Source organism: Streptomyces sp. NPDC088706, from assembly GCF_044752765.1.
Lineage (GTDB): Bacteria > Actinomycetota > Actinomycetes > Streptomycetales > Streptomycetaceae > Streptomyces.
In genome coordinates, this window is the sequence record NZ_JBIVLW010000003.1 from 147,523 (window position 1) to 172,739 (window position 25,217).

At 66.8% G+C, this 25,217-nt stretch carries 23 protein-coding genes, 1 tRNA gene and 1 pseudogene; 14 read left to right on the forward strand and 11 right to left on the reverse strand.

What is annotated here, in order from left to right; all coding sequences use genetic code 11:
• Positions 1-38: 38 nt before the first annotated feature.
• Together grpE and dnaK are read right to left on the reverse strand one after the other, a co-directional pair.
• The gene (grpE, locus tag ACIQAK_RS10165; protein WP_366388850.1) at positions 39-689 is read right to left on the reverse strand and encodes a nucleotide exchange factor GrpE; all 651 of its coding nucleotides are present in this window, start codon (positions 687-689) and stop codon (positions 39-41) included.
• Positions 686-2,539, reverse strand: a complete 1,854-nt coding sequence (dnaK, locus tag ACIQAK_RS10170; RefSeq protein WP_366388849.1) for a molecular chaperone DnaK — start codon at positions 2,537-2,539, stop codon at positions 686-688. The genes grpE and dnaK overlap by 4 nt, the downstream gene beginning before the upstream one ends.
• A gap of 305 nt (positions 2,540-2,844) precedes the next feature.
• On the opposite strand from dnaK, the gene ACIQAK_RS10175 reads away from it, so the two are divergent.
• The 3 genes from ACIQAK_RS10175 (at position 2,845) to ACIQAK_RS10185 (ending at position 7,619) form a co-directional block, all read left to right on the forward strand.
• Entirely contained in the window at positions 2,845-3,627 is a 783-nt protein-coding gene (locus ACIQAK_RS10175) for a sugar transferase (RefSeq protein WP_401847893.1), read from the forward strand.
• 141 nt (positions 3,628-3,768) lie between these two features.
• The gene (locus ACIQAK_RS10180; protein ID WP_366388848.1) at positions 3,769-6,051 is read left to right on the forward strand and encodes a (Fe-S)-binding protein; all 2,283 of its coding nucleotides are present in this window, start codon (positions 3,769-3,771) and stop codon (positions 6,049-6,051) included.
• A gap of 566 nt (positions 6,052-6,617) precedes the next feature.
• On the forward strand, positions 6,618-7,619 hold the full coding sequence (locus ACIQAK_RS10185) for a Yip1 family protein (protein ID WP_366388847.1): 1,002 nt from the start codon (positions 6,618-6,620) through the stop codon (positions 7,617-7,619).
• Positions 7,620-7,885: 266 nt separating this feature from the next.
• On the opposite strand, the gene ACIQAK_RS10190 is transcribed toward ACIQAK_RS10185, so the two are convergent.
• Positions 7,886-8,386, reverse strand: a complete 501-nt coding sequence (locus tag ACIQAK_RS10190; RefSeq protein WP_366388846.1) for a phosphoribosyltransferase — start codon at positions 8,384-8,386, stop codon at positions 7,886-7,888.
• Between the two features lie 6 nt (positions 8,387-8,392).
• Positions 8,393-8,968: a dCTP deaminase gene (gene dcd / locus ACIQAK_RS10195; protein ID WP_366388845.1), complete on the reverse strand. Its 576-nt coding sequence runs from the start codon at positions 8,966-8,968 to the stop codon at positions 8,393-8,395.
• 525 nt (positions 8,969-9,493) lie between these two features.
• Between dcd (ACIQAK_RS10195) and ACIQAK_RS10200 the strand changes: the two genes are divergently transcribed.
• A tRNA-Gly gene (locus ACIQAK_RS10200) sits at positions 9,494-9,567 on the forward strand.
• Positions 9,568-9,826: 259 nt separating this feature from the next.
• Here the strand turns inward: ACIQAK_RS10200 and ACIQAK_RS10205 are convergent.
• Entirely contained in the window at positions 9,827-10,207 is a 381-nt protein-coding gene (locus ACIQAK_RS10205) for an ImmA/IrrE family metallo-endopeptidase (protein ID WP_401847989.1), read from the reverse strand.
• 135 nt (positions 10,208-10,342) lie between these two features.
• Positions 10,343-10,513: a hypothetical protein gene (locus ACIQAK_RS10210; RefSeq protein ID WP_366388844.1), complete on the reverse strand. Its 171-nt coding sequence runs from the start codon at positions 10,511-10,513 to the stop codon at positions 10,343-10,345.
• Between ACIQAK_RS10210 and ACIQAK_RS10215 the strand changes: the two are divergent.
• Positions 10,460-11,257 (forward strand): annotated as a pseudogene (locus ACIQAK_RS10215) (mobilization protein); the annotation flags it as partial. The gene ACIQAK_RS10210 and the pseudogene ACIQAK_RS10215 sit on opposite strands and share 54 nt — an antisense overlap.
• Here ACIQAK_RS10215 and ACIQAK_RS10220 read toward each other — a convergent pair.
• The gene (locus ACIQAK_RS10220) at positions 11,258-11,815 is read right to left on the reverse strand and encodes a flavoprotein (RefSeq protein WP_366388843.1); all 558 of its coding nucleotides are present in this window, start codon (positions 11,813-11,815) and stop codon (positions 11,258-11,260) included.
• Positions 11,812-13,077, reverse strand: a complete 1,266-nt coding sequence (locus tag ACIQAK_RS10225; RefSeq protein ID WP_242738393.1) for a helix-turn-helix domain-containing protein — start codon at positions 13,075-13,077, stop codon at positions 11,812-11,814. Before ACIQAK_RS10225 ends, ACIQAK_RS10220 begins: the two co-directional genes overlap by 4 nt.
• Before the next feature lie 178 nt (positions 13,078-13,255).
• Here ACIQAK_RS10225 and ACIQAK_RS10230 point away from each other — a divergent pair, with 178 nt between their 5' ends.
• The 7 genes from ACIQAK_RS10230 to ACIQAK_RS10260 all read left to right on the forward strand — a co-directional run bounded on the left by ACIQAK_RS10230 (position 13,256) and on the right by ACIQAK_RS10260 (position 19,526).
• Positions 13,256-13,696 (forward strand): ATP-binding protein, encoded by a 441-nt coding sequence (locus tag ACIQAK_RS10230; RefSeq protein ID WP_401847896.1) that lies wholly within the window; start codon positions 13,256-13,258, stop codon positions 13,694-13,696.
• Between the two features lie 2 nt (positions 13,697-13,698).
• Positions 13,699-15,024, forward strand: a complete 1,326-nt coding sequence (locus ACIQAK_RS10235) for a UDP-N-acetylglucosamine 1-carboxyvinyltransferase (RefSeq protein ID WP_366388842.1) — start codon at positions 13,699-13,701, stop codon at positions 15,022-15,024.
• Entirely contained in the window at positions 15,021-16,226 is a 1,206-nt protein-coding gene (locus tag ACIQAK_RS10240; RefSeq protein ID WP_366388841.1) for a metallophosphoesterase, read from the forward strand. The genes ACIQAK_RS10235 and ACIQAK_RS10240 overlap by 4 nt, the downstream gene beginning before the upstream one ends.
• A complete protein-coding gene (dcd, locus tag ACIQAK_RS10245; protein WP_366388840.1) occupies positions 16,223-16,762 on the forward strand; it encodes a dCTP deaminase in 540 nt (179 codons plus the stop codon). Before ACIQAK_RS10240 ends, dcd (ACIQAK_RS10245) begins: the two co-directional genes overlap by 4 nt.
• Complete coding sequence (locus tag ACIQAK_RS10250; protein WP_366388839.1) at positions 16,759-17,295, forward strand: dCTP deaminase domain-containing protein; 537 nt, start codon at positions 16,759-16,761, stop codon at positions 17,293-17,295. The genes dcd (ACIQAK_RS10245) and ACIQAK_RS10250 overlap by 4 nt, the downstream gene beginning before the upstream one ends.
• A gap of 5 nt (positions 17,296-17,300) precedes the next feature.
• Positions 17,301-18,392, forward strand: a complete 1,092-nt coding sequence (locus ACIQAK_RS10255) for a glycosyltransferase family 4 protein (protein WP_366388838.1) — start codon at positions 17,301-17,303, stop codon at positions 18,390-18,392.
• Positions 18,393-18,467: 75 nt separating this feature from the next.
• Positions 18,468-19,526: a serine hydrolase domain-containing protein gene (locus tag ACIQAK_RS10260; RefSeq protein WP_366388837.1), complete on the forward strand. Its 1,059-nt coding sequence runs from the start codon at positions 18,468-18,470 to the stop codon at positions 19,524-19,526.
• Between the two features lie 241 nt (positions 19,527-19,767).
• Here the strand turns inward: ACIQAK_RS10260 and ACIQAK_RS10265 are convergent, their stop codons facing one another.
• The 3 genes from ACIQAK_RS10265 to ACIQAK_RS10275 all read right to left on the reverse strand — a co-directional run bounded on the left by ACIQAK_RS10265 (position 19,768) and on the right by ACIQAK_RS10275 (position 23,884).
• A complete protein-coding gene (locus ACIQAK_RS10265) occupies positions 19,768-20,172 on the reverse strand; it encodes a hypothetical protein (RefSeq protein WP_366388836.1) in 405 nt (134 codons plus the stop codon).
• Entirely contained in the window at positions 20,129-20,761 is a 633-nt protein-coding gene (locus tag ACIQAK_RS10270; protein WP_366388835.1) for a P-loop ATPase, Sll1717 family, read from the reverse strand. The genes ACIQAK_RS10265 and ACIQAK_RS10270 overlap by 44 nt, the downstream gene beginning before the upstream one ends.
• A 756-nt stretch (positions 20,762-21,517) precedes the next feature.
• Positions 21,518-23,884 (reverse strand): N-6 DNA methylase, encoded by a 2,367-nt coding sequence (locus tag ACIQAK_RS10275; protein WP_366388834.1) that lies wholly within the window; start codon positions 23,882-23,884, stop codon positions 21,518-21,520.
• 390 nt (positions 23,885-24,274) lie between these two features.
• Here ACIQAK_RS10275 and ACIQAK_RS10280 point away from each other — a divergent pair, with 390 nt between their 5' ends.
• On the forward strand, positions 24,275-24,523 hold the full coding sequence (locus tag ACIQAK_RS10280; protein WP_099127432.1) for a type II toxin-antitoxin system CcdA family antitoxin: 249 nt from the start codon (positions 24,275-24,277) through the stop codon (positions 24,521-24,523).
• Entirely contained in the window at positions 24,520-24,921 is a 402-nt protein-coding gene (locus tag ACIQAK_RS10285) for a DNA-binding protein (RefSeq protein ID WP_366388833.1), read from the forward strand. Before ACIQAK_RS10280 ends, ACIQAK_RS10285 begins: the two co-directional genes overlap by 4 nt.
• The last annotated feature ends 296 nt before the right edge of the window (positions 24,922-25,217 follow it).

Consider the following 25,217-nt stretch of genomic DNA (forward strand, 5'->3'; position numbering starts at 1 on the left):
CCGGTCGGTGTGCACCTCGCTGGTCGGACGGGTTCCCGTCAGACCTCCTCGGTGCCACCGCTCTCCTCGTCGTCTGTCTTCTCTTCCTTGGCCGCCGCCGGCGTCGCGCCCGGCTGCGGCTCGGCGACGGCCACCCGCGCGGGGCGGATGGTGCGCTCGCCGATGCGATACCCCGGCTGGAGGATCGCCACGCAGGTCGTCTCGGTGACGTCCGGCGCGTAGCTGTGCATCAGGGCCTCGTGGATCGTCGGGTCGAAGGGCTCGCCCTCCTTGCCGAACTGCTGGAGGCCCAGCTTCGCAAGGACCGTCTCGAGCGATTCGGCGACCGACTTGAAGCCGCCGAGCAGCTCGCCGTGCTCCCGCGCGCGGCCGACGTCGTCGAGCACGGGCAGCAGCTCGGACAGGAGGTTCGCCACAGCGACCTCCTTGACCGTCACCCGGTCCCGCTCCACGCGGCGGCGGTAGTTCTGGTACTCGGCCTGGAGCCGCTGGAGGTCCGCGGTGCGCTCGCTCAGCGCCGTACGGACCTGGTCCAGCTGTGCGGTCAGGCCGACGGTCGGGTCGGTGTCCCCGGCCGGGGCCGCCGCCTCCTCCTCGGAGGGGTCGGCGGCCTTCGGCTCGGCGTCATCAGGGGTGGCGCCGGAGGGGACGTCGGGCTTCTCCTCGAAGCCCGGGGTCTCCTCGGTCACGCCGCACCGCCCTTGGTGTCCTTCTCGTCGTCCACGATCTCGGCGTCGACGACATCGTCATCGGCCTTGCCCTGGGCGTCGCCCGGAGCCTCGGCGCCCGGGGTCGCACCCTCGGCCTGGGCGTTGGCGTACATCGCCTGGCCCAGCTTCTGGGAGACGGCCGCGACCTTCTCGGTGGCCGTACGGATCTCGGCGGTGTCCTCGCCCTTGAGCTTCTCCTTCAGCTCGCCGACGGCGGTCTCCACCTCCGTCTTCACGTCACCGGGGACCTTGTCCTCGTTGTCCTTGAGGAACTTCTCCGTCTGGTAGACGAGCTGCTCGCCCTGGTTGCGCGACTCGGCGGCCTCGCGGCGGGCGTGGTCCTCCTCCGCGTACTTCTCGGCCTCTTCGCGCATCCGGTTGACCTCGTCCTTCGGCAGCGAGGAGCCGCCGGTGACGGTCATCTTCTGCTCCTTGCCGGTGCCGAGGTCCTTGGCGGCGACGTGCATGATGCCGTTGGCGTCGATGTCGAAGGCGACCTCGATCTGCGGCACACCGCGCGGGGCCGGCGGCAGACCGGTCAGCTCGAACATCCCGAGCTTCTTGTTGTACGCCGCGATCTCGCGCTCGCCCTGGTAGACCTGGATCTGGACGGACGGCTGGTTGTCCTCGGCCGTCGTGAAGATCTCGGAGCGCTTGGTCGGGATCGTGGTGTTGCGCTCGATGAGCTTGGTCATGATCCCTCCCTTGGTCTCGATACCGAGGGACAGCGGGGTGACGTCGAGGAGCAGGACGTCCTTGACCTCGCCCTTGAGGACACCGGCCTGGAGCGAGGCGCCGATGGCGACGACCTCGTCCGGGTTCACACCCTTGTTGGCCTCCTGGCCACCGGTCAGCTCCTTGACGAGCTCGGCGACGGCCGGCATACGGGTGGAGCCACCGACGAGAACGACGTGGTCGATCTCGGAGAGCTGGATGCCCGCGTCCTTGATGACGTTGTGGAACGGGGTCTTGCAGCGGTCCAAGAGGTCCGCGGTCAGCTGCTGGAACTGCGAGCGCGTGAGCTTCTCGTCCAGGTGCAGCGGGCCCTCGGCGGACGCCGTGATGTAGGGCAGGTTGATCGTGGTCTCGGTCGAGGACGAGAGCTCGATCTTCGCCTTCTCCGCGGCCTCGCGGAGACGCTGGAGAGCCATCTTGTCCTTGGACAGGTCCACGCCGTGCCCGTTGGCGAACTGCTTCACCAGGTAGTCGACGACGCGCTGGTCCCAGTCGTCACCACCGAGGTGGTTGTCACCGTTGGTGGCCTTCACCTCGACGACGCCGTCACCGATCTCCAGGAGCGACACGTCGAAGGTGCCGCCACCGAGGTCGAAGACGAGGATCGTCTGGTCGTCCTTGTCCAGGCCGTACGCCAGGGCGGCGGCGGTCGGCTCGTTGACGATACGCAGGACGTTGAGGCCCGCGATCTCACCGGCCTCCTTGGTCGCCTGGCGCTCGGAGTCGTTGAAGTACGCCGGGACGGTGATGACCGCGTCGGTCACCTTCTCGCCCAGGTAGGACTCGGCGTCGCGCTTCAGCTTCTGCAGGATGAAGGCGCTCATCTGCTGCGGGTTGAAGCTCTTGCCATCCAGGTCGATCTTCCAGTCGGTGCCCATGTGGCGCTTGACGGAGCGGATGGTCCTGTCGACGTTGGTGACCGCCTGGCGCTTGGCCACCTCGCCGACCAGCACCTCGCCGTTCTTGGCGAAGGCGACGACGGACGGCGTGGTCCTGGCGCCTTCGGCGTTGGTGATGACGGTGGGCTCGCCGCCTTCGAGAACGCTGACGACGGAGTTAGTCGTGCCCAGGTCGATGCCGACCGCACGTGCCATTTCAATTCCTCCAACTGACTACTTGAGTGGATCTGACTCAAGAATGCACGACACCCCTCCCGGAGTCAACAGACCTGAGTCGGCCCGACTCAACTTACCTGCCCATGCGCGTCACCCGGGGCTTCCTCGCCCGCCCCGAAGCCGCACCAGCACACGCCACACCCCCCGCGCACCACCCGACCCACCATCCCACCGTGGGATCGTTCTGTCACAAAATGCCGCGAGACGGTCACAAACGTCATCGATCGGCACCATCGGACTCCGAACCCCGGGCGGGCGCGATGCGAGACGCGAGACAGCGGCGCGTGCGGCAGAAGAACCAGCGGAAGAGGCAGCAGCGACGGAACCAGAGCCAGCGGCAGGATCAGCGGCAGGGCCGACGGAAGCGGGCGGAGTCCGCGCCGCAGCCCCGGTCCCGGCACGAGTCCCGGGCCCGCACCGGGCCCCAGGCGCAGCCGCCACCCCCGCCGACCGGCACCACCAGGAGCCACTTCCCCACCCGCCCGGCCGCACGCCTGGCGGGCCTCACGGACCGGGTCGAGCGCCTCGCCGACCGCTTCACCCCGCGGACGTCGGCCGAACGGGTGCTGGACCTGACGCTCGGCACCGTCCTCCTGCTCGCGGCCGCCCCCGCCCTCGCCGTCGGCGCCCTCGCCCTGGCCGTCCGGCGGGGCCCCGGCAACGTATGGGAACGCAGCGACCGTACGGGTCTGGGCGGCCAGGTCTTCACGCTCCGCTCCCTGCGCACCCGCCGGCTCCGGCTCGACCTGCTCTCCCGGCTCCCCCAGGTCGTCCGGGGCGATCTCTCGCTCGTAGGGCCGGCCCCGCTGCCCCCCGGCGACCCGCGCGCCGCCCGGCCGGGAGCCCGGCAGTGGCGGCAGGAGCTGCGGCCGGGACTGACCGGGCTGGCCCAGGTGCGCAGCCGTTCCGGCATGCCGTGGGACGACCCCGCCCTGCTGGACCAGCACTACGCAGAGCACCATGGAGTGGTGCTCTATCTGACGGTCCTGACGGAAGCCGTCCGCGGCCTGCCGCGGACGGCACTGCGCAAGGCGCGTCCGACAGCGGCGCAACCAAGGCACACCTGAGCGACACAGATCACCGCCCACCCGGCTACAGCGGGGTGGAATAAGTGGATAGTGTCAGCACAGACTCATTAAGTTACTGCTTAGTAGTAGTGGGCAGTAGTCAACTGGACCCCGCTCTCGCAGGCCCGAGGAGCCCTACTCATGCAACTCGCCGCGATCATCGTGTCGCTGGTGCTGACGGTGGTCGGCGTTGCGCTCGTCGCCCGAGCCGTCGCGCAGATCTACCGCTTCGTCCGTCTCGGACAGGCGGTACCGGCAGGCAGCCGCACCGACGACCCCAAGCAGCGGACGATCACCTTGATCAAGGAGTTCGTCGGCCATACCCGCATGAACCGCTGGGGAATCGTGGGCGTCGCCCACTGGTTCGTCGCGGTCGGCTTCCTGACGCTGGGCCTGACGATCGTCACGGCGTACGGCCAGCTGTTCCAGGCCGACTGGGTGCTGCCGTACATCGGCACCTTCCTGCCGTACGAGATCTACATCGAGTTCATCGCGCTCGGTACGACCCTCGGCATCCTCGTCCTGATCGCGATCCGCCAGCTGAACCTGCCCTCGCGGGCCGGCCGCAAGTCGCGCTTCACGGGCTCGAAGATGGGTCAGGCGTACTTCGTCGAGGCGATCATCCTGATCATCGGCGCCGCGATCATGGTGCTCCGCGGCCTGGAGGGCGCGCTGCACCACGTGGACGGCTACGAGGCCGCGTACTGGGCGTCGTACCCCCTGGTGCTGGCCTTCAAGGGGCTGGACCTCGGGACGCTGCAGAACCTGGTCTACCTGGCCGCGATGATCAAGCTCGGTACGACGATGATCTGGGCGATCACGGTCGGGCTCAACACCAACATGGGCGTCGCCTGGCACCGCTTCCTCGGTTTCCCGAACATCTGGTTCAAGCGGAACGCCGACGGCGATGTCGCGCTCGGCGCGCTGCAACCGATGACGACGGGCGGCAAGGAGATCGACTGGGAGGACCCGGCCGACGACGCGGTCTTCGGTGTCTCCCAGGTCGAGCAGTTCTCCTGGAAGGGCATCCTCGACTTCTCCACCTGCACCGAGTGCGGCCGCTGCCAGTCGCAGTGCCCCGCCTGGAACACCGGCAAGCCCCTCTCCCCCAAGCTCCTGATCATGTCGCTGCGCGACCACGCGCACGCCAAGGCCCCCTACCTCCTGGCCGGCGGCGGCAAGGACATGGAGGGCAACGAGAAGGCCACCGAGGAGCAGCTCAAGGACGTCCCCGCGGCCGCCCTCGCCGAGGCCGAGCGCCCGCTGATCGGCACCGCCGAGGAGAACGGCGTCATCGACCCGGACGTGCTCTGGTCCTGCACCACCTGCGGTGCCTGCGTGGAGCAGTGCCCGGTCGACATCGAGCACATCGACCACATCGTCGACATGCGCCGCTACCAGGTGATGATCGAGTCCGCGTTCCCGTCCGAGGCGGGCACGATGCTCAAGAACCTGGAGAAGAAGGGCAACCCCTGGGGGCTGGCCAAGAAGCAGCGCGTGGAGTGGACCAAGGAGGTCGACTTCGAGGTCCCGATCGTCGGCAAGGACGTCGAAGACCTCACCGAGGTCGACTACCTGTACTGGGTCGGCTGCGCGGGCGCCCTGGAGGACCGGGCCAAGAAGACCACCAAGGCCTTCGCGGAGCTGCTGCACATCGCGGGCGTCAAGTTCGCCATCATGGGCGGCGACGAGAAGTGCACCGGTGACTCCGCCCGCCGCCTGGGCAACGAGCCGCTGTTCCAGCAGCTCGGCCAGGAGAACGTGGCCATGCTGAACATGGCGTACGGCGAGTCCTTCGACGACGAGGGCAACGTCGAGCCGGAGACGAAGAAGCCCAGGTCGGCCAAGAAGATCGTCGCCACCTGCCCGCACTGCTTCAACACGATCGCCAACGAGTACCCGCAGCTCGGCGGCGAGTACGAGGTCATCCACCACACGCAGCTGCTCCAGCACCTCATCGACGAGGGCCGGCTGATCCCGGTGACCCCGGTCGAGGGCCTGATCACGTACCACGACCCGTGCTACCTGGGCCGGCACAACAAGATCTACACCCCGCCGCGCGAGATCATCGCGAAGGTCCCGGGGCTGCGGAACGAGGAGATGCACCGTCACAAGGAGCGCGGCTTCTGCTGCGGCGCCGGCGGCGCCCGGATGTGGATGGAGGAGCGGATCGGCAAGCGCGTCAACAACGAGCGCGTCGACGAAGCCCTCGCCCTCAACCCGGACATCGTCTCCACCGCCTGCCCGTTCTGCCTCGTCATGCTGACCGACTCGGTCAACGGCAAGAAGAACGACGGCCAGGCCAAGGAGTCCATCCAGGTCGTGGACGTCTCGCAGCTCCTCCTAGAGTCGGTGAAGACCCCGGCCGACCCGGCGGGCGAGCCGGAGCAGGTGGACGCGCCGGAGCCGGAACCGGCAAACTAGCGACCGCAGCACCACGGCCACCACAGCACCATCGGAAGCGGCCGGACCTGCCTCGCGGGCAGGACCGGCCGCTTCCGCGTGCTCAGGGCCCGGCCGGGACACGGACGGCCCCGGGAGCCCCCCTGGTACGCGCAGCCGCATCTGGAGCGTCATGAGTCCGGAGTCCGCGGACCGGGTATGCCCTCGCGCCGCCGAACACCGGACGCCCCACCACGACCAGGAACAACGGCGTCGGCGCCCCGCCCGTCCCCCGGCAGATCCTCTTCGGCTCCCCGGAGGGCCAAACCGGCAGGGCGGTCACCGTACGCATCCCGGCGCAGGCCCGCTTCGGCAAGGACCGGCCCGAGCACACCCGGTCTGCGGCGACTTCGACGCGGTGTTCCCTCCCTGACTCCCCCGCATGCCCCGTCTGCGGGGCATGCGGGGCCGAAACTCCCACCGGCGCCCCAGAACTCCCTGAACTCCCTTCCGTACGCCCCCTAGGGGATGTCACAGCTCGGCCGCAATGGCGGGCGGGTTCCCCCCGCCCCCGCTCCACACCCGCGAGGACCAGGTACGTTCGATGGGTGGCTGGATTCAGGATCGGACGCGGCCGGGACAACCGCACCCCGCAACAACCGCAGCAGCAGCGGCAGCAGCCGTACGGAGGGCAGGCACCACAGCCGCCGTACGGAGCTCCGTCGTGGCCGACGCCGGGAGGCGGCGGCAACGGCGCGGCGCCACCGCCGTACGGAACCCCGCAGGGCGCCCCGTACACGGGCGGCGGCTACGCGGGCAACGGGCACGACGGCGGACGCGGCGGGCACGACAGCAGGCACGGCGGGCACCCCCAGGGCCGCCGCGGACACGGACAGGGCCCGCACGGGAACGGCGAACCGGAGTACTTCGGCGACCCCTACACCGACCCCGCGCCCCACGACCCGTACGCCAACAACCCGGGTCACACGCAGGCGTTCAGCATCAACGACGACCCCTACGGCGACGGCGAGACCTACCGCGCCGGCTCCGCCCCCGCCCAGCCCAGCGGCCCACGCCTGCCCTGGAAGGAGCTGCTGACCGGCATCGTGACGCGCCCCGGTGCCACGTTCTGGCAGATGCGGGACTACGCGGTGTGGGGTCCGGCGCTGATCGTCACGTTCCTCTACGGCCTGCTGGCGCTGTTCGGCTTCGACCAGGCGCGCGAGGAGGCGATCGGCGCCCCGGTCGCCACGGCCGTCCCGTACGTCCTCTTCACCGGCGTCGGTTTCGTCATCGGCGGCCTGGTCCTCGGCGCGGTCACCCACACCCTGGCCCGCCAGCTCGGCGGCACGGGCTCGTGGCAGCCGACGGTGGGCCTCTCGATGCTGATCATGTCGATCACCGACGCCCCGCGCCTGCTCTTCGCCGTCTTCCTCGGCGGCGAGAACTCCCTGGTCCAGATCATGGGCTGGCTGACCTGGCTGGCGGCCGGCGCGCTGTTCACGTCGATGGTGAGCAAGTCGCACGACCTGCCGTGGCCGAAGGCGCTGGGAGCGTCGGGAATCCAGCTGCTCGCGCTGCTGTCGATCATCAAGCTGGGCACGATCTGAGGACCTGCGTGAGAGGGCCCCGGGAGCGCTACTGCTTGCGCTCCCGGGGCCCTCTCACATAACTAGGTAACTTACGCAACTCTGCTGGGCTTACGCGTGGCTGGACTTACGCGTGGCGGGGCCTACGCGTCACTGGGCTCACGCGTGGCTGGGCTCACGCGTCACTGGGCCTACGCGTCACTGGGCTTACGCGTGGCTGGGCTTACGCGTGGCTGGGCTCACGCGTGGCTGGGCCTACGCGTGGCTGGGCTCACGCGTCACTGGGCCTACGCGTCCAGAACCTGGCCGTCCCGCCGGACGACGGGCTTCTCCACGCTCCAAGGGAAGTTGATCCATTGATCGGTCTTCTTCCACACGTACTCGCACTTGACGAGGGAGTGGGACTTCTCGTAGATGACGGCGCTGCGCACCTCGGCGACGTGGTCGACGCAGAAGCCGTGGACGAGCTTGAGCGTCTTGCCGGTGTCGGCGACGTCGTCGGCGATCAGCACCTTCTTCTGCGAGAAGTCGATCGCGTTGGGTACCGGCGCCAGCATGACGGGCATCTCCAGGGTCGTCCCCACCCCGGTGTAGAACTCCACGTTGACCAGATGGATGTTCTTGCAGTCCAGGGCGTACGCGAGCCCGCCGGCGACGAAGACACCGCCGCGCGCGATGCTGAGCACGACGTCGGGCTCGTACCCGTCGTCGGCGACGGCCTGCGCGAGCTCGCGCACAGCCCGCCCGAAGCCCTCGTAGGTGAGGTTTTCCCGTACGTCACTAGCCATGATCGATCACACCTGGGTCCGATGGAAGTTCTGGAACGACCGCGAGGCCGTCGGACCCCGCTGCCCCTGGTACCGCGACTCGTACCGCTCGGAGCCGTAGGGGAACTCTGAGGGCGAGGAGAGCCGGAACATGCACAGCTGCCCGATCTTCATGCCCGGCCAGAGCTTTATCGGCAGCGTGGCGAGGTTCGACAGCTCCAGGGTCACATGCCCGGAGAACCCGGGGTCGATGAACCCGGCCGTCGAGTGCGTCACCAGACCGAGCCGCCCGAGCGAACTCTTCCCCTCCAGCCGCGAGGCCAGATCGTCGGGGAGCGAGATCACCTCGTACGTGGACGCCAGCACGAACTCACCGGGGTGCAGGATGAACGCCTCGTCCCCCTCCGGCTCGACCGTGCGCGTCAGGTCGGGCTGCTCGACGGCGGGGTCGATGTGCGGGTACCGGTGGTTCTCGAACACCCGGAAGTAGCGGTCCAGCCGCACGTCGATGCTCGACGGCTGCACCATCGACGGGTCGAAGGGATCAATGCGGACTCGGCCGGCGTCGATCTCGGCCCGGATGTCCTTGTCTGAGAGAAGCACGTCCCGAGGATACGCAGAAGGCACGAGCCCGCCCCAACCGGACCACCCGGGGCCCGGAGACAGGCAGGGGCGTCGGCGGCGGGCTCCACCCACCGCACGCCCCTGTTGCCGACCCCTACCGCTTCTCGAACCCCACCGGAACGGCCTGCCGCAACCGGGCACACCGGGGGCACCGGATCAACCGCCCCGGCCCGATCCGGTCGGCCCCGAGCTGCTGCATCGGAAACGACGAGGTCGCGAACACGTGCCCTTCGGCACAGCGGACGACGGTGCGCTGCATCGACTCCATCAAGCCCCTTCCCCAACCACACATGGACGAGAACGCCACATTAGGGGATGAACAGGACGCCACCACGACCGGCACTCCGCCCCCGCACGCTACGCCCCCAACTCCCGCCCACCCCAACCACGTCCACCTCGCCCACCCCACGGACCACACACCAAACAGACCCCACGGCTCATCCCCCGGGGGCCTGACATGGGGTACAGTGTGTGACGATGCAGCGCCGATCATCGGCATGCTTCGCGGGTGTAGTTTAATGGTAGAACATGAGCTTCCCAAGCTCAGAGCGCGAGTTCGATTCTCGTCACCCGCTCCACATCAAAGCCCCAGGCCAGCGGCCCGGGGCTTCTTTGTTGTCTAGACCTCTTGCGGTGCGGCGTGCCCTCCGCGTGCCCCAAGTGGCTCTTAATCGCGCCCTGGCCGATGGGTACTCATCTACCTCGGCACCACCAGCCCGGCGGCGACTCGCTTTTCGTCGGCGAACACAAGTGATCTGCGCCACCTCCGGCGGGGACGTGCAGGCTCGCTCTCAAAGGCAAGATGCGCACCCTTAGAGTGACGCGGCCCCCGCGTCCTCAGCTAACCAATCCCAAGTTGATCAAACGAAAGCCCATCGCCGACGCACTGACCTCGAAGCGCTCGGCAAGCGCAGTCGTGCATCGGTCAGGATCCTGCCTGATCGCCACCGGCAGCAGCATGAGTTGTTCGCGCACCATATCGGCCGGCATGAGCAGGCTCGCAGCGAAGGCATTCGCCTCAATCTCTTCGCGATCCGTAGCGGTGCTGGACAGCCCATCACGCAGGTTGATTCGAACAGGGCGGTCTAGGATGACCTCGCGCCCCGGGTGCAGCAGGAGGTGTCCGAGCTCATGGGCGATAGTGAAGCGCTGACGCAAGGGGGGTTGGGAGTCGTTGACCCCGATCACCGGCGACTGCCCGTCCCGCCGAAGCAACATCCCTGACACGTCACCATCTTTGAAGGAGCTCCAGAGACCATCGCTCCCTGATGCCTGACGAGCCGCTCGACGTTGACGGGCGGTGAAAACACTCCGCAGTCAGCAAGCAATTGAGCTGCGCGAGCCTCGGCCCGTCTAGCCACGATCTTCCTCCTCAGCATTCGCGAGCACATCCTGCGCCCACGAGCGTGCATCTTCCGGCACTGCATCCAGGATGTTTGGCTGATCGCCGGGAGTCGGCAGAAGCGCTTCGAGCGCATCCCCCACCACCTCGACCAGCCGGACGCCGAAGCCGCCCAGGCCCACCTGGCCGCCTTCGGCGAAGCGCTCGACGCCGTAGCTCTCACCGCACCGCCGGACATTCGTACCGAACTCCGCTCAGCGGCCTCGGCTTTCGAGCGCGCGACCCGTTCGCGCGTCCGCGCCGAGCACCACCACGCTCGTGCCCTACGCGGCGCGGTCAAGGCGATGCTTCGCGAACCGGCACCGAAGGACGGAGCCGCCTTGGCGATGTTCCTCGACGCCGCGCTCCTCGCCGTCATCGCCGCCGCACGCTGGCACGACCGACGAGAGCACGAGCAACAGGTGGCCGCAGCACACAAGAGCCTGCTCCACCTCCAGGCCGCCTACGACCGAACCGCGCCAGGACCCCTGGCTGCCCTCAGCCAACGCCACCCGGCAGAAAACGTCGCGGACCGGTACGTTCGCTGCATCCGCCAAGCCGCTCCCGCCTACGCCGATCAAACGCTCAACGACCCGGCCGCAGGGGCGCTCCTCACTGCGCTGGCCGACGCGGAAGCAGCGGGACACGATCCCGCACGTGTGCTGCAGGTGGTGATAGACGGACGAGCCCTCGACGACGCTCGCTCCCCAGCGCGCACTCTCACCTGGCGCGTACAGCGAATCGCCCAGAGGACCGCCCCCAGCCGCCAGGCCCTCGCGGCGCGCGCTCGCAGCACCATGCCCCTCGCCGCCACACCCGCATCCGTTCCTGCCCCGGCGGCAACGCTCACCGAGCCAACCTCTAATTCGCGCCCTCGGCGCAGGTGATCACTCCGGCGCGGACAGACTGGGTGCCAGCAGCTCCAGCGCTTCCTCCCAGTGGAAACGGTCCGCACCGCCGCCGGCCTTGGGACGGTGGGGCTCGTAGGAACCGATCAGGACACCCATGCCCCGCAGGCTGCGAAGGCTTTCGGCGTACGCGGGATGGGCCGCCTGGGCGGCGTTCACGTACGGCAGGACGGCGGTGGGGACACCGAGGCCGTACGACTCGCACAGGATGCCCAGGGCCAGGGTGTCTGAGATGCCGGCCGCCCACTTGTTGATCGTGTTGAACGTCGCCGGTACGACAGCGATGGCGTCCGGGGGTGGGAGAGGGCGCGGGTCGGCGTGGGACCGCCAGGCCGAGCGGATCGGATAGCCGGTCTGCGCTTCGATGGACGGCGCGTCGATGAAGCCCAGACCTTGAGGGGTGGCAACGACACCCACCTCCCAACCGGCCTCCTGAGCTGCCGAGATCAGTCGGCCGACATCACCGGCGATGCCCGCCGCGCACACGACGACATACAGAAACGGCTTGCCGGCCTCGTGCCCGGACTGATCGCTCACGCGGGGACTCCCAGTTGGCGGCTGAAGTGATGCAGTTCAGGCAGCGTACGACGACGGTCGCGGGCAGCCATGTCCGCAACCAACTCGCGGATGGCCGGACGCCGGATGTCCTGCGCAGCGCAGCTCTCGGCGATACGCAGCGCTTGATATCCGTCTGCGAGTCGACCCTGCTGGCTGTAGGCACGCGCCGTTTCGACCCACAGCGCCGCCCGTCGTTCAGGAGCGGGGATGTGCCGACGCATGAGGGGACGCGCGGCCTCCAGAGCGAGCCCCGCGTCGCCGAAGGCCACAGTCGCGCTGACCTCGTGCAGGGAGACGTTCGTCGGGCTGAAGTTGGCCCAGGCGTCGGCGCGGTCGAGTGCGACGTACCGAGCGACTTCCTTGGCCTCGGTGAGGAAGTCGTGGGTGGCCGCGCGGTCCCCGCCACTGCTCGCGGCGGTGACCCCGCGCAGCAGGAGCAGTCCGAGGGCAGCCAGGTAACGGGGGGAACGTTGGTCGTAGGCGCCCGTGAGCTGGTCGGCGGTGTGGCGGACGAGCGTGATGGCCTGCGATGTGTGCTGCTCCCGGGCCAGCAGGTGGGTGTGGACGCGCACACTGGAGGCCAGGACGACGGGATCGCCACTGCGCTCCGCCTCCGCCATGGCACGTCCGACCGCCAGCCACGCGTTGCCGTGATCCCCCCGTTTCAGAAGCAGGCTGGCGGAGGTCTGGTAGGCAGTGGCCAGCAGCCCTGCGGCTTCGTCCGAGCGTGCTGCCGCGTTGCGGAGGTCGATGATCAGAGAAGGAAGCGTGCCCTCAAGGCGGGTGTAGTCGCACGCGTAGAACAGTCGGCGAACCTCCGAAACACGCTCACCGAGCTGAGGAAGGTCCTGGTCCTCATCCTGTGCGGGAGGGATAGGACCAGGGAGAAGCGCCTGGACAAGTGCTCCGCTGCCGGCGTGGGATGGGACGGCGGGTGCCGCCAAAGTGGCCAAGCTCGCGGCGAGGAAGTTGCGGCGATGCATGTCATCTGTCTCTGGTTCGAGGTTCCTGGCGTCGGGGACGTCGGCAAGGCCGACGGAGGCTAACGGGATGCCCAGCTCCCGAGCGACAGCGCGCAAGACCTGGGAGTCCTCGGTGCCTCTGCCCTGTTCGAGGCGGCTGACCTTCGACTGGTGGTAGCCGAGCGCGGTGGCGACGTCGGCCTGGGACCGCCTGGCCAGCACACGGGCGCGACGCAGCACTTCGCCGAGCCGTTTCGCCTCGTCGTACGCATCAGCCATCTGTGCCACGGCTCCTCTCGCCGTCGCCCGATCCTGCCTGCCCGAACGAGCGTAATTCAAAGCTCACTTGGCAGTCATGCAGCTTCTGCATAAGGCATGCCGACCACGCACCTGAGCTGGTCCATCTACCGCCCCGAGCGGTTCCTTGGTGGAGCCGAACTCGACCGGGAGGCACCCTGTGGAACCGCATTGCTTCAGTTTTCCCGTCCCCAGCACGGCATACGCCGTCAGCGACGCCAGACACCAGGTGGTCGCAGGCGTGCACGGCTGGGGGTTCCCTGCCGAAAGCGACATGGTGGAGACCCTGGCGCTGGTGGCCAGCGAGCTGCTGACCAACGCCGTGCAGCACGCAACCCAGGGCCCGATCTCCGTGACCGTGCGGTTGACCGACGACAGGGTCCGGATCGAGGTCTGCGACGCCAGCTCCGTACGCCCGAAGGCCGGCCTGCCGGGCCCGGACGACGAGCACGGCCGCGGCCTGTTCATCGTGGCCGCCCTAGCCCTGGATCACGGCGTCGAGACCAGCGCCTCCGGGAAGCGGTGCTGGGCCGAGATTCCGGCTCACACCCATCCTCCGCGTCCTGATGCTGCAGTCCATGTACTGCTTCCGAGGAGATGACCATGCCCACCACACAGTTCCCTCCCATGACGGCAGAAGTGATCGCGGTCCGCCCTGGGCCGCCACTGGCCGGGACCGTGACCGTCGACGGCTCCAAGAACGCCGCTCTACCGCTTCTCGCGGCGGCTGCGGCCCTCGGGCGCCCGGGGCAGATCAGCAATGTTCCGGCCAGCGCCGACGTGCAGGCCATGCTCACGCTGTTGCAGCAGGCCGGTCACCGGCTCGCCCGCACAGTCGGTGCCCCGGCCACGGTCCTTGTTCTGGGCGGTGACGTCGGGCCCATCGCTCCGGAACTGTTCGAGACCGCTGGCCGCATCCGCGCCTCGTACTACCTGGTGCCCGCTCTGCTTGCCGCCCACGGGCGTGCCGTCCTGCCCTGGCCGGGCGGCTGCCAGATCGGTGAGCGCGGCATGGAGCAGCACTTCAGGGTGTACGAGGCGTTCGGGGACCAGTACGCCGTAAACAATCGTGGATACACCGTCGTGGCCGGGAGCGCTCGTGCCGACTCCGTATCGGTCATGTTGCCCTTCCGGTCTCGCGGCGCGACCGTCGCCGCCATCCTCCGAGCCGTGGTCGCGGGCCGCCCGCTCCGTCTGGGGCACCCGAACCTGTCGCCCGAGGTCATCAGCGTCCTGGACGCGCTGAAGTCAGCGGGTTGGGGCACGCAAGCGACCGAGCGTCTGATCGCCCTTGCACCACCGGCCGCTGGTACCCCGGAGGGATCCGTCGCCTGGGCCGTTCCCGGAGACAAGATCGAAGCGGGAACGCTCGCCTGCGCGCTCGCGGCCACGAAAGGCAACGGCCGCATCGAGGGCGTACGTGGCAGGGATGTCGCTCCGCTCGTGGCAGCGCTGCGTTGGCTCGGGATTCCGGTGGCCGCGCAGGAGGACTCCCTCACGGTCCACTCCGGGAACACGCAGCCGACCAGCCATTCCTTGCGCGCCATTGCCTCCCTCTCCCCCGGCGGCCTCGACGCCGACTTCGAACCCGCGCTCATGGCTCTGACCTTGGGGCTGCCCGGCACGCACCTCTTCGCTGACACGATCAACCCCGGCCGCCACAGCAACCTGGTGCCTCAACTCGCCGTGCTGGGGGCGCGAATCGAGCAGATCTCGCCCACCCAGTGCCGTCTCACCGGCCCGCAGTACCTCATCGGCGCGGGCGTCGAATCCACCGACATCCGTACCGGTTCGGCCCTTCTCATCGCCGGCCTCACCGCTCGTGGCGTCACCACGCTCGGAGGACTGCAGCAACTGCGGCGAGGCCACGCGGACCTCCCCACCAAGCTCCGTGCGCTCGGCGCCGACATCTGCGAGGTCACGGCATGACGCGGACCGTACGGCGCATCCTGGCCACGACCGACGTCCACTCCGCCTTCGGTGACGCCGTGCACCTGCTGAACCACTTGCGCAGGTCTCGTACCGAGGCCCTCATCGTCGACTGCGGCGACTTCTTTGAGGGCAGTGGCTACTACCGGCTCGGTGGTGGCCAGGTCGAGCGCGAGATCCTCACCAGCCTGTACGACGTGATCGCTCCGGGGAACCACGGCTGGTCTCACTACTTCGAACCGAATCTGCACCGGCTCACCGTGTGCGCCAACGTCGTGGACAAGGTCAGTCGCGACCCCGCGTTCCGCCGTATCCACGTGGCCTCCGTGGGTAGCCGGCGCGTGGCCGTGACAGCCGTGATGGGCATCGAGGCGTTCAGCTCCATCCCGTACGCCGACCGCACCCAGCAACGCGTCACCAACCCGGTGCGGGCGCTACGGGAGCTGATGTTGGCCTACCACCACGAGGTGGACGACTGGGTGCTGCTCAGCCACTCCGGCTTCTCCGAAGACCTCAGAATCGCCGAAGCTTGTCCGTTCCTCGACGTGATCTTCGCCGGTCACTGCCACAGCAAGCAGTACGGCCCAGTTCGCGTAGGCGACACCCTGGTCCTCAAAGGGCGCGAGCTGGGCGTTGGATACGCACTGGCGAAACCTGCGGACGACCGGTGGGACGCCCAGACGAATCTCCTACCGCCGGCGCCTGACGGCCACTGCCCCGAGCTGGCTCCGCTTCTCGCGGAGATCGAAATCCTACGCCGCCGGATGAACTCGCCCCTCGGCACCATCGTTCCGGCGTACCGGCACCGACTACCCGACCGCGGTGCGTTGCTTGCCGAGGTCGCCCGGCGCTTGCACACGGGGCTGGGGGCGGAGACAGTTCTCCTCAACGAGACCGCGCTGCGGCCCGTCCCCCTGCACAGCACGCTCACCGTGGGCGACTTGCTCGCGACCGAGCCATTCGACAATCACCTCGTCAACGTGACGCTGTCGGATGATCAACAGCGCGTCTCGTTGCTGGCCTCCCTGCCGGATTCGGCCGGACCGTTCATCACTGCACCCGCTCCGTTGCCGCCCCACATCCGCACCGTGCTGACCACTGACTACCTGGCCGACGCGTACTTCGGCGGACAGCCCGCACACGCAGTCGTTGCTCTTGGCCAGGCCATCCAGCACGTACTGACCGAGGGAGAAAGGCCGTGATCCTGACCGGCCCTGAAATCAGTGCCGCTGCGGCCGACGGTCGTTTGCGTATCGCGCCCTTCGACCAGGACCAGGTCAACCCGAACAGTTACAACGTCCGACTCGGTCCGACCCTGCTGACCTACACGACGCCAGTCATCGACAGCCATCGCCCGAACCCCACGATGGATCTACGCATGGACGAGGGCGGATTCGTCTTGCAACCGGGCGAGCTCTACCTCGGCCACACCCTCGAAGAAGTCGGCTCCGATTCCTTCGTGCCCCTGCTCTTCGGCAGGTCCTCGGTGGGGCGACTGGGCCTGTTCGTCGAGATCACCGCCCCGATCGGGGACATCGGCTTCCACGGGCAGTGGACGCTGATGCTGTCAGCGATCCGTCCCTTGCGGGTATACCCCGGCATGAAGATCGGCCAGATCATGTTCTTCGTCGCCGTCGGAGCCGTCGATCTGTATACCGGTAAATACCAGGCAGCCACAGGCCCGCAGCCTTCCGCGTACTGGCGCGACAACCCCGTCTTCGGATCGGCAGTCTCATGATCCTCACCGGGTCGGCCATCGCTGCGGCACGTGCTGCCGGCGCCGTCACCATCGATCCTTACGACCCTGACCGGCTCTCGCCCAACGCATACGACTGGCGGCTCGGCGAGGCTCTCCACGTGTGCGACGGCGAACTTGACGCGGCAGCCCGCACTCAGAGCCGGACGGTCACCATCCCTCCTGAGGGATACGTCCTGCTGCCGGAACGCCTGTACCTGGGCATCACCTACGAGAGGACCGGATCGGAGACGTACGCCCAACTCCTGAACGGCAGTCGAAGCGTCGGTGCCCTCGGAATCTGGGTCCATGTCTCCGCCCCGCTCGGCCACCAGGGCCATGCCATCCAGTGGACCCTGGAGATACGGGCAGCTCGTCCCGTACGCGTCTATCCGCTCATGGTGTTCGGGAAGGTCACCTTCCACCAGACCTTCGGCGATCCGGCGAGCTACCAGCAGCACGGCCGCAAGTACCGGACCAGCAAGGGCATCGAGACTTCCCGCCTGTACGAGGAGATGCGGGGAGACCGACTGTGAACCCCATGGTTGCCACGGCTCTGGACCTTCCTGCCGACAGCCCGGGAGGAAGCGTTGAACTCTTCCTGGACCTCTACACCGGCAACCGACCCGGCATCCCGGCCCACGCGTTCATGCTCGCCACCGAGAATTCGGATGCGCGCCCCAGGGCTGGCCTCAAGCTCCTGCGGGTTCGAGGTAAGTGCCTGGTGGGCCCCGCGTTCGGCAGGTACGTAGCCGAACTGCGTGAGGCCCTACGGAGGGCCATCGACCCGTCCGAGATCGATGTTCTTCATCTCCAGCACCTTGCCTTCGGCGCGACCCCGGCCCTAATACGGGCTCTGCCGACGCCGCCTAGGATCGCCCTGGTACACGGCACCGACCTGCTCTTCGCCGAGAGGCACCGTGACCAGAACCGGATCCTGCGTGAGACAGTGCGATCGGCGGACGCCATCGTGGTGCCCACGGGCGCGATGGCCGATCGCCTCCTCAAGCTGGCCCCGAGTACGGACCGCCGGAAGATCGCCCACATTCCATGGGGCGTCCCCGACCACCTGCTGAGCAGCCCGCAGCCCCGACGCGCGAGGCCACCAGCGAGCCACCTCCGCCTGCTGTACGCCGGTCGACTCACGACTGAGAAGGGAGGCGAGGCTCTGATCAAGAGCCTCGCGCCGGCCTGCGGAATCGAGCTGAGCATCGCCGCGCCGCAAGATGAGTTCCAGGCGATGACACCGCTGCTACGGCGAGCAGGCATCCAGGCCCGCTACCTCGGCTGGCTCCACCGTCCCCAGCTGTGGAAGACCTTCGCGGACCACGACCTTCTGGTGATGCCGTCCACCACGCTGGAGGCCATGGGGCTGGTGGCTCTTGAGGCACAGGCATGTGGACTGCCCGTCCTCTACCAACCGGTGCCGGGCCTCAACGAGGTGCTCGGCGACTCCGCAGCGCCCGTCGACTTCACCCGGCCTGGTGCGGTAGCCCGAGGGTTGCGGCGGATGCGGGACTCCAGGGAGGTGCTTCCCGCACTCCGAGAAGCAGGGCTCGCCAACGCCCAGCGCTACCCGCTCTCTTCAACCCAACGGGCTCTACACGCCCTGGGACACCAGGTGCTGAGGTAAGCCGCGCCGAACCCTGAGCCGCCGCGTTCCGTCACTACGCTGAGCGGCGGAGACCCCATGAAGTAGAGGGAGACCATGATCGACCGTATTGAAGCCCTGTTGGACGAGGGCGTCCGAGACAAGATTTACCCCGGTGCGGTCTGGGCCGTGGGAGATTCCACCGGCATCAAGGCGAACGGCTACACGGGGGTGCTCGATCCGGGCGAACCAGAACACCGAATGCAGCTGGACACCGTCTTCGACGCCGCCAGCCTCACCAAGATCCTCGCCGTCTGGTCCTCGATCGGAGCGCTCTGGGAGGACGGCCACCTCGACCTGGACGACCAACTCGCCACCCACTGGCCAGAGGTCACCGACTACGAGCTGGGCCATGTCACAGCGCGACAGTTGCTGACCCACACGGCCGGCGTTCCTCTCCGGGCGCAGTTGAAGAACCAGTACGGAACGAACCATGACGACATCCGCAAAGGCGTGCTACGCGAACCACTACATCGGCCGCCGGGCGAGGCGGTCGAGTACACCGACCGCGCGGCCCTGATCCTCGGCTTCCTCGCCGAGCACCTCTCTGGAATGCCCCTGGACCAGCTCGCCACCGAGCGAACCTGGCAGCCACTCGGGATGGAAACCACCCGCTTCGGCCCGCTGCCCACCGAGCTCGCGGCTCGCTGCGCCCCCACCGAGCTGAATCAGGAGACGGACACCCATCTCAAGGGCGTCGCCCACGACTTCTCGGCCCGCCTGCTCGGTGGGGTCTGCGGCATCGCCGGCGCCTTCACGGTCCTCGACGACCTGGCGAACTTCCTGAGCCACATGTTGGCACCCTCGACGGACGGGCCCAGCGCCGGTTTCGGCCCCAACTGGATCGCGCAGTCGCTCACCACCCAGACCAACAGCCTCGAACCGGCCCGCGGCTTGTTCTGGCATCCGGCGCCCGGGACAAGGGCCGCGGATGACGTCTGGGTGCACTACGGGTTCACCGGGACCGCCATGTGGATCTCGCCGACCAACAACCGCTGGGCCGCTCTTCTCACCAACAAGCTCTTCTACACCCGCGACCGGCAACCGTTGGCCGAAGTTCGCGACGCGTTCCGCGAACTAGCATTCACGACCATCAGGGCGCTCTCACGCGACTAGCCCCTCCGTGTCCGGTGCGGAGGGGTGATCAACCACCGCAGAAGCCACAATTCTGTCGTGGCCAACCTTCCCTGCTTCAGTACGGTTCGAGCACAGAGGGCCCCCTCCGTGCTCGAACCGAGTCCCATCCTCGACCCGCCTGGCCGCGCCCAGCGACTACAAGCGTAAAGCGATCGAACACCCTCTGCCGCCGCATAGCCGATTCCACAGATTTACCGAAGCCGCTCTGCCAAATTGGACGTCAGCTGCGACCGGTCAGCAGGTCCAAGGCCTCCTTAAAGCCGGGGTGCACACGAAAAGATTCGGACGCCGCGTTGAACCGCGCGCGCGGATCTCGATAGCGCCAGACGTACTCAGAGCCACCGCCACGTCCGCCGGGTTTCAGATATCCAACCACCGAAAATTCAAATAGTTGCGCCAATCCAGAGATAGGCTCAATTTCAGACAGAGAGGATCTCCTCGACCAAGCGGAAGAAAAGTTTTCCAACGTGAACGACAGAGAACCCAACTCTTTTACAACCTCCAAATATTCCTTGTACTGCGGAACATGCTTCGCAATCTCGTCATCCAGCTCATTCAGCAGATAGTCCGAGTAGCCAAGGTCAAGCTCGTCGAAACATACATAGTATGAGCTCTCTGGATTCAAAGAACGAAAGCACATGCTCCTGAATCACCTGATTCACTTCTTGAATATGAGGAGGGAGCTCCCTGACTCGGACCCGCTCGCCCGAAATGTCAAGGAAGGGGATTTTAAGGGCCCCCTTAAAGCGTAGCTCCTTTTCCGGGCTAAATAGCTGCCGGACGTCAGGGTCACGGGACCCGTAAGAATCGACTACAGAATCCTCAAGCGCCTGCATTGATTCAGCAGATTGCTCACTCCACGGCTGACTCTGGTCTTGATTTAGGAGAATTTTTGCCAGCCCCATAAGGATTAGGTACTTCCAGCTATGAAAGAACCTCCTCTCCTCTGGTACGCCGGTCTGGGCTTGGAGGTCATGGTGCTGCCAAGGGTAATCATTGAACGAATGACCGTAGGAGAATTCGTTAGGGTTTCGCTCTGTCAGGAAGCGCTTGAAGATCGCAGTCTTGCCAGACCCTTTGCGCCCCAGGATAAGGAACTTCTCATTGTTCTTAGCTGCAATATAGGCCGGATGATCCTGAAAGCATTCCCGCAACAGCGTATCGGCGTCGGCGTCAATCGCACCGAAGTTGGTAGCTGTCGAAATTTCTAGCATTTTCCCCCCAGAGCTGTTGTGCGACCGTATGCCGCATGTTAGCGCGAGGTGCGGCCCCGGGGGAGCGGTTCCGCTGCGTACAGTCTCCACCGATCGTCTCTCCGCGCGACATGTGGCGCGTTTAGCGGCACCCAACGACGGACCGCCAAGGCTCCTCGCCTGCACAAATATTGAGGAAACGCGGCAATCGGCTCCCCTCTAGAAGCCGTCGCCGCCGTGCCCCATCTGTGCCCAGCGGAGCGGACAGCAGAGGTCATGTACGGCGTCAAGAACACTCTCCAACCTCGCACGCCTTGAGCGAATATGCAGGTCAGAGCCAATGTGACCGTTGGAGAACCGCTGATTCCCAAGCTCAGAGCGCGAGTTCGATTCTCGTTACCCGCTCCACGCAGTACCTACGAAAGCCCCAGGCCAGCGGCCCGGGGCTTTGTTGTTGTCCGGGTCGGCCGTACAGCCACTTGGGTGCCGGGCACCGGACCGGCTATGAGGCACTCAGCACTTCATAGCTGGCCAGCCGCTGATAGGACCACCAGGCAGAGGCACATCGACGTAGCGAAGGCACCTCCACCGTAGAGAACAGCCTCGGCGAACCCGGCTCCGGTACTGGTCTTCAAGATCCCAGCGACAAGCGCCACGACCAGTGAAAAGAGTGCCGCCACAAGCAGCCACAGATACCGAGTCCCGGGCCGGGGCGTGGACGGTGGAGTGTTCACAGGCGTCTTCTTCCGCGGAGAATCCAAAAGATCAACATCATGTTCATTCCGGGACCAAGACGCCTGTCATTAGGTGCGCTGCCAACGTCACGCGCTGCTCCTTCACAGCGCGGACAAGTTCGGAGTGCGCAGCGATCTGCGCGTCCATGGCTTCCAAGGCCGCACTGATACGGCGCTGGTGGGCGAGCGGGGGCAGCGGAACGGGCAGGAGTTCCAGCGCGGCCACGCTCAGGGAGGGAACAGCGGTCCCGCGGGCTTGCTCCTTCAGCCACTGCAGCGTCTCTGGCAGCGACAAGTAGGCCAGCAAGTAGCCGGGATCGACTACCGGTCCTCCGCCCGGTCTGCTGACACGAAGCCGCAGCAGGTTGGTGCTGAAGATCCATCCGTCCTGCGTCTCATCAACCATGGCTGGCGGCATCTGAGCGCCTGAGCGCACACACACGATGTCTCCAGGGCTGAGACGGAACCTTGACAGTGCTCGGCCCATGTCCTCAGTGACCTTCTCCATGTCCCGGCCCTCGATGCGTCCGGCCCTCAGGTGCCTGGGCATCACCACTGGCAGATCACCTTCCACCGACCGGGCCCCGATCGGCAGGCGCGCGTAGGACGGGCCAGCTGTGATGTCGGCGAGCGTGCGCAGGGGCACGCGACGCCAGTCTTGCGGCAACCCGTCGTACGAGAAGACCTCTGCGCGCGCCGGAGCGAACGCGATCGCGTCGGCCGCTCCATCCGCAGCGTGCGCTCGGTACCGCGACGAGGACACTGCCTGCTCTGCGGCTGCCAATTCCCTTACGGCGTCAACGGGAGTGGCGGCCGCAGACATCCATCTGTCTACGAAATCAGACGGGTTGAGGGAGTAGGCAGTTGCCTGGACTGCCTCCAAGGGAGCAGCGACCGCCAAATGGCCAGCGTCTTGGCGACCCGAGCGAAATTCGCGGCTGCGCCGCCACCTTCGGACCGTATCCGCGATGGCTCCGACGTGTTCCTCCGAAAGAACGCGCGGTCCGCGGGTCGCCTTGTCGCCCAGCCCTCGGGCGTCCACGAACAGGATCTCCTCAAGGACCGTCGCGGAGCGCCGCAAGAACCACAAGCAGACGGACACCTGCGCTCCGGAGAACAGTCGGGGAGGAAGTGCCACCACACATTCGACTGCTCCGTCTTCGACCAGCCTCCTACGGATCTCGCGCGCACGGGGGTCAGTGGAGGCACCCGCGCTGACCGGCATGACCACGGCTGCACGGCCTCCGTCCTTCAGCGACGTCAGGACATGTTGGAGCCAGCCGAAGACAGCACCAGCCGTGCCGGGGGGAGGTTGCCCGTACGGCCAGTCAAGCCCCTCGCGGGGCTTCGGCACGACCCCATGGGTATTGAAAGGAGGATTGGTCAGGACCAAGTCAGCTTGTTGGCTGGTAGGCCACGCTCGTTCGTCCCAGGGCGCCACAGATCTGGACCCCAGCTCAACCGTGGCCCCATGAAGTGCGAGATTCATGCTGGCAAGCCGCATCGTTGCACGCTGAGGGCCTTCACCACGCAAGGTCAACGGCACGGCACCCCCGAGACGTTCCGCGACCCCGTCGAGCATCTCGCCACCGCGCACATACGGGTCGTACACGTGCTGCACGGTGTCCTCTTCCCCCACGGCTGCGTCGCGCATCAACCGCACAACGGCACGTGGGGTAAAGAACTCGTTGCTGGGCAACGCGGCTTGAACACCGTATTGATCGATCAGTTGACGCAGCTCGTCGATCCCCAGCCCCTCCGTCAAGCCAATCGTCTCGACCACATCTGCGTACTCCTGGGGCTCCAGCCTCAGCAGAGCAGTACGCATTCCTGGCGTCACACCCCGCATACGCAGAGCGTCATCGGCCACCTCTCCAATCTCGCCCAGCAACGCCGCAGCGGCCTTGGTCCGCATCCGCGCCTCGTCCAAGAGGGCAGCCGTGCGAGGGCTTTCGCTCGTACGGAGAAAGATCAGCGAGATGAGCAGAGCCAGGTAGTCCGTCAATGACCCGCCGCCACGAACCGTGTCGGCCAACGGACCCAACAGTCGCTCCAGTTGCCTGGCCCGCTGTCGTTCGTCGCTCGCTGGCCGGCTTTCGTTCTTCCCTCCGACGGGTGTGCCCTCGCCCTGACGGACGTCTTCCGTCGCGAGGTTGCGCTGCACCCGGTCCGCATAGGTAAATCCGGTCGCCTCATCGGCCGTGCGTGCCCGGGACGGAATCTGGCGGGAGGCAAGCCAGCCGAGCACCGCACGCAGGCTGAAGAGTTCCGTCTCCCCTGCGCGAACCGGCTTCGGATAGTCCGCGTGCCGCCGCTGCCAGTTGGTAACTGCGGGCCGCATCACCCCCGCGAGCGACGCAACCTCGGCCCGCGACAGCAGGCGATCATCGTCGGTACCCGTATCGTCCATCAGAACCCCCGTACCTCGCCTCTTGACCAGTGGAACCGTAGGAACGTGAGAGATACGACGTCAAGCTGCGCACCGACAGTGCGCAGTCGTGAAAGAGGTCGCACCAGTCCAGAAACTGATACAGAAGTCAATCCATTAAGCGGCTTGAGCTGCACTTATAAGAGTGAAACAAGGTCTAGTGATGCTTGCCGACGGAATCATCGGAGAATTTATGTTAACGGGCTACTTGAGCACTCTTGAGCTGCGATCCGGCCCGCAATCGAGTGCCGCCACCTCACCCACGCCCTTTGGTCCCGCCCCGCCCGCCGTGGAGTGCACATGCCATCCCGTAGCACGCCATCGCCACCGGAAGGGGACGCCGAAGGGCGCATACTCGGGTATGCTTAGCCCATGTCCTCCACGACACGCATCACTGTCACCCTGCCCACCGACCAGGTTGCTGAGCTCCGCAAGCTGACCGACAACGTCTCCGGGTACGTGGCGGAAGCCGTGGCCCGCCAGATCCGGCACCAGCTGCTCGGGGATGACTTGCGGCGACATGAAGAAGAGCACGGCAGCTTCACCGAGGAAGAGCTCGCCGAGGCTCACTCGAAGATCTTTGGCGCCGTCGGCACCTCCAAGAACGCGGACGCCGCGTGAGCGAACGCATCGAAACCGTCGTCCTGGACTCGGAAGGGCTCTCCGCCTGGATCGCACAGGACCGCAAGCTCCTCGCGATGCTGCAGGTCTTCCACGACATGGGAGCCGACCTGGTCATCGGGGCCAACACCATCGTGGAAGTCAGCCACTCCCGCACCAACATGCCCCGCCTGAACTGGGCCCTGTCCCGCGTCAAGGTGGAGCCCGTCACCGAACAGGCGGCGAAAGCAGCAGCGGAACTCCTCAAAGACGCCGGACTGCACGGACACAAGCACGCCATCGACGCCACGGTCGCCGAAGTCGCCCTGCGCCAGCCGAAACCCGTCGCCCTCCTCACCTCCGACAGCGACGACATGACCAAACTCTGCGGCAACCAGATCCGCATCATCCCTCTCTGACGCGCCGCCCCACCCCAAGCACACCCCGTGGCAGGGTCCGCTGCATCGCCCTCCCATGCCCCATCCGTGCCCAGCAGAGCGGACAACAGCGGTCAGGTGCAGCCTCCAGAGACCATGGCGACCCCGGCTTCCTCGCAGGAAAGCGCAGGTCAGATCCCTTCCCGAGACTCAAACACCGCTGATTCCCAAGCTCAGAGCGCGAGTTCGATTCTCGTCACCCGCTCTTTGATGAAGGCCCTGGTCGACGACCGGGGTCTTTTGCTTGCCTTCAGCAATACCGACCCTGAGCCTCACCC